The organism is Methylobacterium sp. FW306-05-D (genome assembly GCF_058782155.1).
The window spans coordinates 20,788-29,083 of sequence record NZ_JBYSXL010000059.1; the positions used below are offsets into that span (position 1 = coordinate 20,788).

At 64.8% G+C, this 8,296-nt stretch carries 7 protein-coding genes and 1 pseudogene; 5 read left to right on the forward strand and 3 right to left on the reverse strand.

The annotated features are described in order from the left end of the window. Nucleotides 1-30: 30 nt before the first annotated feature. Entirely contained in the window at nucleotides 31-2,391 is a 2,361-nt protein-coding gene (locus AC3WLN_RS17925) for a bifunctional diguanylate cyclase/phosphodiesterase (RefSeq protein WP_492483505.1), read from the reverse strand. Nucleotides 2,392-2,761: 370 nt separating this feature from the next. Between AC3WLN_RS17925 and AC3WLN_RS17930 the strand changes: the two genes are divergently transcribed. Further along, nucleotides 2,762-3,040, forward strand: a complete 279-nt coding sequence (locus AC3WLN_RS17930) for an adenylosuccinate synthase (RefSeq protein ID WP_492483515.1) — start codon at nucleotides 2,762-2,764, stop codon at nucleotides 3,038-3,040. A 143-nt stretch (nucleotides 3,041-3,183) separates the two neighbouring features. On the opposite strand, the gene AC3WLN_RS17935 is transcribed toward AC3WLN_RS17930, so the two are convergent. After that, nucleotides 3,184-3,636, reverse strand: a complete 453-nt coding sequence (locus tag AC3WLN_RS17935) for a cupredoxin domain-containing protein (RefSeq protein ID WP_492483516.1) — start codon at nucleotides 3,634-3,636, stop codon at nucleotides 3,184-3,186. A gap of 253 nt (nucleotides 3,637-3,889) precedes the next feature. On the opposite strand from AC3WLN_RS17935, the gene AC3WLN_RS17940 reads away from it, so the two are divergent. Then, nucleotides 3,890-4,447 (forward strand): metallophosphoesterase, encoded by a 558-nt coding sequence (locus AC3WLN_RS17940; RefSeq protein ID WP_492483507.1) that lies wholly within the window; start codon nucleotides 3,890-3,892, stop codon nucleotides 4,445-4,447. Nucleotides 4,448-5,114: 667 nt separating this feature from the next. Continuing rightward, on the forward strand, nucleotides 5,115-5,408 hold the full coding sequence (locus tag AC3WLN_RS17945; protein ID WP_492483509.1) for a pirin family protein: 294 nt from the start codon (nucleotides 5,115-5,117) through the stop codon (nucleotides 5,406-5,408). Between the two features lie 133 nt (nucleotides 5,409-5,541). Here AC3WLN_RS17945 and AC3WLN_RS17950 read toward each other — a convergent pair whose 3' ends face one another. Beyond that, a complete protein-coding gene (locus AC3WLN_RS17950; protein WP_492483511.1) occupies nucleotides 5,542-6,474 on the reverse strand; it encodes a helix-turn-helix transcriptional regulator in 933 nt (310 codons plus the stop codon). Between the two features lie 164 nt (nucleotides 6,475-6,638). On the opposite strand from AC3WLN_RS17950, the gene AC3WLN_RS17955 reads away from it, so the two are divergent. Then, nucleotides 6,639-7,217, forward strand: a complete 579-nt coding sequence (locus tag AC3WLN_RS17955; protein WP_492483513.1) for a DUF308 domain-containing protein — start codon at nucleotides 6,639-6,641, stop codon at nucleotides 7,215-7,217. A gap of 933 nt (nucleotides 7,218-8,150) precedes the next feature. After that, a pseudogene (locus tag AC3WLN_RS17960) lies at nucleotides 8,151-8,296 on the forward strand (nitrilotriacetate monooxygenase); the annotation flags it as partial.

The following is an 8,296-nucleotide window of genomic DNA, read 5'->3' on the forward strand; positions in this document are numbered from 1 at the left end:
CCAAGGAGACGGCGGCGCGGCCCGGAGCAGTCAGGCGGCCCGATTGCCGGCCTCCGGACTATTCTCCTGTCGGGGGCGGGCGGGACGGCCGATCAGGTAGCCCTGGACCGCGTCGCAGCCGATCGTACGCAGAAGGTCGAGTTGCTCCCGACTTTCCACGCCCTCCGCCAGCGTCGGGATGTTCATGTCCCGGCCCATCTGCGTCACCGCCTTGATGACCGCCAGGGATTGGCGGTCGTTCAGGGCCGCGGCGACGAAGCTGCGATCGATCTTGATCCGATCGAGGGGAAGGTCGCGCAGGTGGGCCAGGGAGGAGTAGCCCGTCCCGAAATCGTCCATCGCGATCCTGATGCCGAGACGGCGAAGGGCTTGCAGGGTATGGGCGATCTGCGGCCCGTCCTCGACGAGGGCCGTCTCTGTCAGTTCGAGTTCGAGGCGGCTCGCCGGCAACCCGCTCCGCGCGAGGGCTTCGGTGACGTGCGAGAGCAGCAGGGGCGAACGGAGCTGCACCGCGGAGACGTTCACGGCCAGATGCCGCTCGGGCGGCCAGCCGGCGGCCTCCCGGCAGGCCTGCTCCAGCACCCACCGTCCGATCGGGACGATCAGGCCGTTCTCCTCGGCGAGAGGGATGAACTCGTCCGGAGAGACCGCGCCGCGGTGCGGGTGGTTCCAGCGGATCAGCGCCTCGCATGAGACGATCCGGTCGTTCGTGAGCGACATGATCGGCTGGTAGACGAGGTGGAACTGCTGCTCGGCCAGCGCGCCGCGGAGGTCGGTCTCGAGGTGACCGCGCTCGGCGATGGCCTCGATCATGCCGGGCCGATAGCCGACCGCCAGCCCGCGTCCACGGCGCTTGGCCTCATAGAGTGCGATGTCGGCCCGCTGCATCAGGTCGCTCGGGCTGGTGCTGACGTCGACGCTGCACACGCCGATGCTGCAGCCGACGACCACGGTCACGCTCTCCAGCGGATAGGGCTTCTCGATCTCCGCCACGATCCGGTCCGCCAGAGCCTTGGCGGATTCCACATCGCCCGGTGTCAGGATCGCGAGTTCGTCGCCGCCATGCCGCGCGATGAATCCCTGCGCGCCGATGAGTGTGCGCAGCCGGGCCGCCACTGCGACGAGAAGCTGGTCCCCGACCGCGTGCCCGAACGTGTCGTTGACGAACTTGAACCGGTCGAGATCGACCAGCAGCAGGGTGGTTTGGGCTCCGGCGTGATGATCGGCCTGCATCCGCTCGTTGAGCGCGCGCCTGTTGCACAGGCCCGTCAGAGGGTCGTGATAGGCGAGTTGCGAAATTTCCTCCTGGGCGCGCCGGTCCCGGGTCACGTCGTCGTAGGTCAGGACGGCGCCGTCGGCGACGGGCTGGCAGGCGATCGACAGGATTCGGCCGTCGTCGAAGACGTGCTCGATGCAGGTCTCCTCGCCCTTGGCCATCCAGAGCCAGTGATTCCTCACCGTCCGGGCGATACGCTCGGCATCCCAACCGTTGGCCTTGCCCGTAGCCGTGAGAAAGGCGTCGAGGTGCATTCCGAGGTGCATGTCGCCGGGTCTGAGACCGAGCAGGCCGAGGAGGCGCTGGTTGTAGAGTTGGATCGTCCCGCCGGACGAGATCTTCAGGATGCCGTTGGACATGTTCTGAAGGGCCGTCGCCAGGACGTTGAGGTGCGCCTGCTCCTGCGCCTCGAAGCGTCGGGTCGCGGCCAGGGCGATGAAGGCGCCGGTGATGAGGATCGTGGCGCCGGAGGCGGTGAGGATGCTCAGTGCGACCTGAATGTTGGCGCCGAGATCGCCGGTACGCTGCCCCTCCACGGTCGTCCCCGCCAGGGAAGTGAAGTGCGTCCCGCACACCGCCAGGACGATGAGCGCACAGGCGAGGGCATCGAAGGGACGTCGCCCGGGAAGGAGGCGGACGACGGCCATCGCCACCGCCCCCAGGAGGTAGGCCAGGGCATTGGCCGTCTCGGATTGGCTCTGCAGGCACCCCTCCAGAGCGGACATGCCGGTGATGTGCATTGCACCGATGCCGAGCCCCGACATGGCACCGAGGAGGCCCCGGGACAGGCGGCTCCTCGGCAGGGCCGAGAGCGCGAAGGGCACGCCGACCGCGATCACGGCGATGACGGCGGACATGACGGTCGTGCCGTAGTGATAGCCCAGGATGACGTCGGTCCGATATCCGAGCATTCCCATGAAATGCGTCGTCCAGACCCCGAGGCCCGCCGCGAGTGCCGTGCCGGTCAGCCAGCGGACACGGCGGTTCGCCGGAGCGGCCTCGGCCTTGCGCAGCAGGTGCACCGTCAGCCAGGCACTCAGGGTGCAGATCGTCGCTGCGGCCAGCACGGAGACGACCGCCTGGCTCTCCAGAAGCGTAATCAGGGTGAGCATCATGCGCAGCTTCTAGCGACGAAGGCCTTATGTCTTCGTCAAGAGCCGCAATGAACGATACGTTACCTCTGCTTCCCGACTGGAAAGATCAGACGAGGCTTATGTCCTGGGTTAAAAGCATAGCCCGCGCGCACGACTTCGTGATGATAGCTCATGACTGCACGTGCTGGATGCCAGCGTTCCCGTCTTTCAATCGCCCCTGGCACCCGCTGTGGAGGAAGCTCTGCCGAACTCGGTCCTTTCCCCGTGCATCCCGGCCGCTGGCCTGTTAGAACAAACGAGGAACACGATCGATGGGAATGCCGCGTTCCTGATCGGAGCGTGCCGGGTCGCCCCATTCACCTGCGCGCGGCAGCAAGGAAAGGATTCGACAATGGCCTTCAAGGCGAGATCCGCGGCAGAGACGAAGGCCTCCGACCTCGCGTCCGCCCTGATCCGGATCGCCGACCGCGAAGGAGCGCCCCTGAACATCGGCGTCGATCCACTTCGCCAGGGGAACCCGCGCCTGACACCGCTCGCGATCGGCCAGACGTTCCGCAAGCACCGCGAAATCCTCGACGCGGCCCTGCGGGAACGCGGCTACATCCTCGTCGACTATGCCGATCAGGGGCCGGGCCGGGGCATGGAGTTCGAGATCGCGGCGGATTCCTGATTGGCAGATCGGGGCCGGCGAGACGGCCCTGTCGAAACCCGGACCCGACGACGAGGGTCGTCGCGGGAAGCGCTCGGCACGCCCCCGGGCTGTCGTATCGGCGGCCGCGAGGGATTGGAGACGAACCGCTGCCTCCGGAGGGGCTAGCCCGCGGGCGCCGTCAGCACCAGCTTGCCTTCGAAGGGAGCTTTCTGGTTGCGGTTGCTCGTGCAGGCGTAGGTTTCCTGGCCTTCCTTCAGGGTTCGGATGCGCAGGACCCCCTTGCCGTTCTGCTTGACGAGATACCCCTTTTCGCTGGCGACGTGGACGAGATCGCCATCGGCATGCAGGACGTTGGCATTCTCGAATTGTCCCGGCGCCGTGATGGTCACGGGTTCCGCAGCCTGGCTCACGATGTGGAGTTCCACATTCGTGTTGGCCGGCAATTTCAGTTCGGCGGGCGCACAGACGGGCTTATCGCCGTCCATGATGATCGTGAGCTGGACGGGGGGCATGACATCGCTCGAGGGCGGCGGCAGGGGCTTGCTCTGGGCCAGGGCCGCGTCCGGGAGGATCATGGCCGCGAGTGCACCAAGTCCGAGCAAAGTATAACGCATGAAAACGACCCCGATCCATTCATGTTCTGTATCGAGGAAAGGATTGCGGCGGATGGGAGTTCCGGCACGCGGCGGGTAGCCGCAAGTCCTTCGATCGCGGTCCGGTCGATCGAAGGCCGTTGAGCGCGAATGGGTCGCGCAGAGCAAGCGACATCGCGCCCGATTGAGCGCTGCCGGAGCCATGCCATTTCGGTGGTCGACGGCGCGCGAGCCGATCTCCGTGCTCCAAAGACGGATTGATACCGAAGGGTGCATGACGACGTTCTTCACGGCAGATACGCATTTCGGGGATGCGCCCCTCGTACAGAGGCGGCGCCAGGCCTTCGGGTCGATCGAGGGCCACGATGAGGCTCTGATCGCCCGCTGGAACGCGGTTGTCCGCGAAAGCGACGAGGTCTGGCATCTCGGCGATTTCGCAGCGGGCGCGAGCCGCGCGCAATGTGCGGCGGTGTTTGCCCGCCTCAACGGCATCAAACGGCTGGTGCGCGGCAACCACGACACCAATCGCGTACTCGATCTGCCCTGGGCCGAGCCGCCCATGGAAAATGCCCGGATCAGCGTGCACGACCCCGAAGGGCGAGCCTGGCGGCTCTTCCTGTCGCACTACCCCCACCGGTCCTGGCCGGGGTTCTGGCGGGAAACGCGCCATCTCTACGGACATACCCATGCCTGCCTGCCGGACACGAGCCGTTCCTGCGACGTGGGTGCGGACGCGTGCGACTATCGGCCGGTCGACCTGATGGCGCTCATCGCACGCCAGAATGCGGCCGAGCAGGCCCCGGAGGAGATGGCGGCGCGTGGGATGCGCTGAGCGTTTGGCGCGCTTTGCCCGAGAGAGGTTGCCCGTTCGAGGCCCCGGTCACGGGCTGATTTTGAATGAAGTCCACTGGCGGACGTCCCAGCCGGTCACGCTGAGCCGTTTGCGCCGACCGTGATCCGTTCGGTCTCCGCGAGAGACGCATCCACCGGCAAGGAACGAGACCGGCGCCCGCGGGACGCTCCGAGAGGGGGGCGCGAGAGTGACCGGGCACTCATTGTAGGATGCGCGTGATCGATCCCCGATGTCCGCTCTCCGAGCCGCGACTCGGCGCTGGCCATCGCAAAGCTCTGAACCGAACAGCATCGCCGATACGAGCGGCGCTGTTCTCTATTGGAAGTGGGAGGGTGTTGTGTCGGACACAGCTAAGACTGATTCAAAATTCCTTAATCTATTCAGTGGCATGGCGATTTAAGAGTGACTCAGTGTAGGGCAATTGAATACTTGAGCACAGATAAAAATGGTTCATCAGCTAAGACTGATTCATAAGGCGATGTTTCTACAAGGCGCGACCTTCAGAGCCGATGCTGGAAACTCCGTCCCCATAGAGGAAGAGCGTATCGACGCTTTTCTACTTCTCTGGACTCCCCGAGTCGCTACCACCCACAGGTGCGCTAAAACGATCCGAAAACCGCCGTTCACCTTTCGAAGTGTCGTCTCCATGGAGGTCCGCGCGCAGGCATGGGTCGCCGACGCGCGTGTTACGGTGGGATCCGCGTTGCCCCTACCTCCGCTTCCGACGCAAGGCACGGTTCGGCTGCTCCATGTCTTCGGCGGTGAGGTCGAGGTTGGCGGTCTGACGTTGCAGGCGGGCGAGACTGCCTACCTGACGGGCGAGGGCAAGGGCGAGAGTGTAGGGGCCCGGTCCGACGTTGACCTCGTCCTCTTCGTGACCGATCCGGGTGCGCTGGTGTTCCGGGGCGGCATGTTCAGCGGAAACGTGCTTGCGCGGTGATTCGCCCGGCCTGCGGTCAGCCTCGTGCGCCTATCGGCACCTACCTCGTCGAACAGGGTGAACCCGTCCGGCGGAGGGGGCGTGGGACAGCATGACCGCTGGATGGGTGTCAAAATAATGGGTCTCAACATGCTCAGCTCCCCTCTCGCAAGCCGCCGTCCTGCTCGCCCCGTCCTCCACCACTGCTCGGCGGCGCAGGTTCGTCCCGCGGCGGGTGTCCGAACATGGCCTTGTAGGCGCGGCTGAAGGCTGCCTCCGACTCGTAGCCGACGCGCAATGCGACCTCCCCGACACGCGCCTTGCGGGCGATCAGCATGTCCCGGGCGAGCGCGAGCCGCCACTCGTTCTGGTAGCGCAGGGGCGAGCGCCCGACGAGCGCCGTGAACCGCTCGCAAAAGCTCGACCGCGACATGCCGGCCGCGTCCGCCAGGGCCTCGATGCCCCAAGGACGCGACGGACGCTCGTGCATGACCTTCAACGCCCGGGCGATGCGGGCGTCCGAGAGCCCTCCCAGCCATCCGGTGGTGTGCCCGCGCCGTACCCAAGTCCGTAAGGTGCGGATGACGATGACGTCGATGATCCGCGAGATCATCAGGGCCGCGCCCGGCTCGTCGTCGGTCACCTCGACCATCAGGACGGGTACGATGCCCTCCAGCCACCCCGCCCCCTCGTCGCGCCGGATGTGGATGCGCTCGGGCAGGGCCGAGACCATGCCGCGCAGGGCGTGAGGATCGAACCAGAACCGACAGAGGATCACCGAAGCATGCGAGGCGGATGCGACCAGACTCGCACCTCCGAGTCCACGGGGCAGAAGCACGAGATCGCCCTTTTCGATGATGCCGCGCTCCGCGCCATCGCCCTCGATGTGGAGCGAACCCTCGGCGACCACGAGGACATGAGCCGCTCCGACCTCCAGGTCCAAGATCCCCGACGGCTCGACCTCCAGCAATCGGACGTGGTCCCCGGTGAGCTTGATCTGCGCTAGGACGAGGGAGAGGAGGTCGCCGGTGGCAACGCTCGGTCCACCCTCCGGAGGAACGGTCAAATTTTCGAGCGATCCGGTCATGGGTACCCACGGCGTCCGTTTGTAAAAGTGCCTTCCGAAGCGAGACATATCCCCCTGGAAAGACACCGCTTTCACGTAGCCCGGCGTTTCGGTCGCCGGAGTCATCCGCGTGATTGCCCGTCGTTCCGATTTTCCGCCTCGCCGCACAACAGAAGGGACCATCGATGACGACCGTCCAAAGATCCGGCCGTGACACTTCGCGCTGGCTGAGCTCCTATTACTTCCTCCGTGCCGGGGTTTCCGCCGGCTGGGTCGCTGCTGCCTTCACCATCGGAAAGGGCATGCCACCGGCCGCGGCGGCGCTCCTGGTCGCTTATCCCGCCTGGGATGCCGTCGCCAACGTCATCGACGCGCGTCGCAGTGGTGGCTTCGCTGCCAATCCCAGCCAAGCCCTCAACGCGGCTGCCAGCACATTCGTCGCCGTCGCGGTGGCGGTCGCGCTCGGATCGGGCATGCACGCGGTGCTGGCGGTGTTCGGGGTCTGGGCAATCCTATCCGGCCTGTTGCAGCTCGCGACCGGCATGCGGCGCTGGCAGGCGGGTGCCCAGTGGGCGATGGCGCTCAGCGGGGCCCAGTCGGCCCTCGCAGGCACCCACTTCATCTTCAAGGCGAACGGTGCCTTGACGCCGGGGATCACGGACATCGCTCCCTACGCCGCGTTCGGCGCCATCTACTTCCTGGTCTCGGCCGTGTGGTTGACCGTGGCGCTGGCGCGGAATGGAACGACGGCATGGACCGCTTGACCCTTCGCAGCGCCGGCGGAACGCTTGAATCCCGCGTCGATGCCGCCGGCTGTCTCCCAACCTAGGCGGCGGCAACGATTCGGAGTTCGTCGATCCAGGTGGTGTATCGCGTCGAGCGCATGTCGAACCTGGTCGATCAATCCCGCTTCGGGGCGAACCCTGAGCTGCCCGGCACGAAAGCGCCTCGCCCGAACCTTCTATTGCAGGCGTCGAGCGCTCCCATCAGGGCAGCGCCGTGCTCGCGGTCGAGTTGTCCGAGCCCCGGAAAGGCGCGCTGCGAGGCAGTAAGCGGTACGAGGTCCGTCGTGACGACAGGTAGCCGAATGGCGGATTGGGGTGGTGAGCGGTCTGGCTGCTTTCGGACGGCATCATGAGTGAAGCGGATATTTAAATTCGTCTTGACTGTCTTCGACCGGGCTTACCCCCTGCTGCTTGGAAACACGGAGGCTCAGGACGGACAGCAGCTGTCTTGGTGTCGAATCCCTCGGCGATCCGTAGACGCGTTACATAGTCGCGTAACCCGCACGTTCCAGCATCGATCGTTCGAATTAAAGTTCTTGGCATGTCATTACAATTGTGGCGCTACATAAATATTAGAGCCAGGTAAATTCTTGAGGTGAAAATCTGAATTTTGAAAAGCCAAGACCTCGAAAGCCTAGATTGGCCCCTCGGGATTATGAAATTGTGTGATATGACGATTTAAAAGTTATTGGTAATAGAAATATCGATCAATACTAGGTAAATTTTTCTTTGATCGACATTTTTGGGATTATATTATTTTGAATTTATTTTGTGGCTGCGGTAATATCATCCACTGAAGCCGCCGCGATCCCCCATCCTGGCATCTCTGCTTGCCAATGCGTATTCCGCCTACTCGGCGAACTCCATCCTGAAGCCACGCACCTTCGCGCCGACGCGTATCCCGATCAGCCCATGAGACACGACACCCTGCGCCTCGGCGCCTTCTTCTACGCCACCGGACACCACGTGGCGGGCTGGCGTCATCCCTCCAGCGAGGCCGATGGCGGGCTCAACCTCGCCCGTTACGTCGGCTGGGCGCAGCGGGCGGAGGCCGCGAA

What these genes read in the sequence shown, in the direction of transcription:
- AC3WLN_RS17925 (WP_492483505.1), bottom strand. Translation starts at nt 2,391, where the DNA reads ATGATGCTCACCCTGATTACGCTTCTGGAGAGCCAGGCGGTCGTCTCC.
- AC3WLN_RS17930 (WP_492483515.1), top strand. Translation starts at nt 2,762, where the DNA reads ATGGCCTTCAAGGCGAGATCCGCGGCAGAGACGAAGGCCTCCGACCTC.
- AC3WLN_RS17935 (WP_492483516.1), bottom strand. Translation starts at nt 3,636, where the DNA reads ATGCGTTATACTTTGCTCGGACTTGGTGCACTCGCGGCCATGATCCTC.
- AC3WLN_RS17940 (WP_492483507.1), top strand. Translation starts at nt 3,890, where the DNA reads ATGACGACGTTCTTCACGGCAGATACGCATTTCGGGGATGCGCCCCTC.
- AC3WLN_RS17945 (WP_492483509.1), top strand. Translation starts at nt 5,115, where the DNA reads ATGGAGGTCCGCGCGCAGGCATGGGTCGCCGACGCGCGTGTTACGGTG.
- AC3WLN_RS17950 (WP_492483511.1), bottom strand. Translation starts at nt 6,474, where the DNA reads ATGACCGGATCGCTCGAAAATTTGACCGTTCCTCCGGAGGGTGGACCG.
- AC3WLN_RS17955 (WP_492483513.1), top strand. Translation starts at nt 6,639, where the DNA reads ATGACGACCGTCCAAAGATCCGGCCGTGACACTTCGCGCTGGCTGAGC.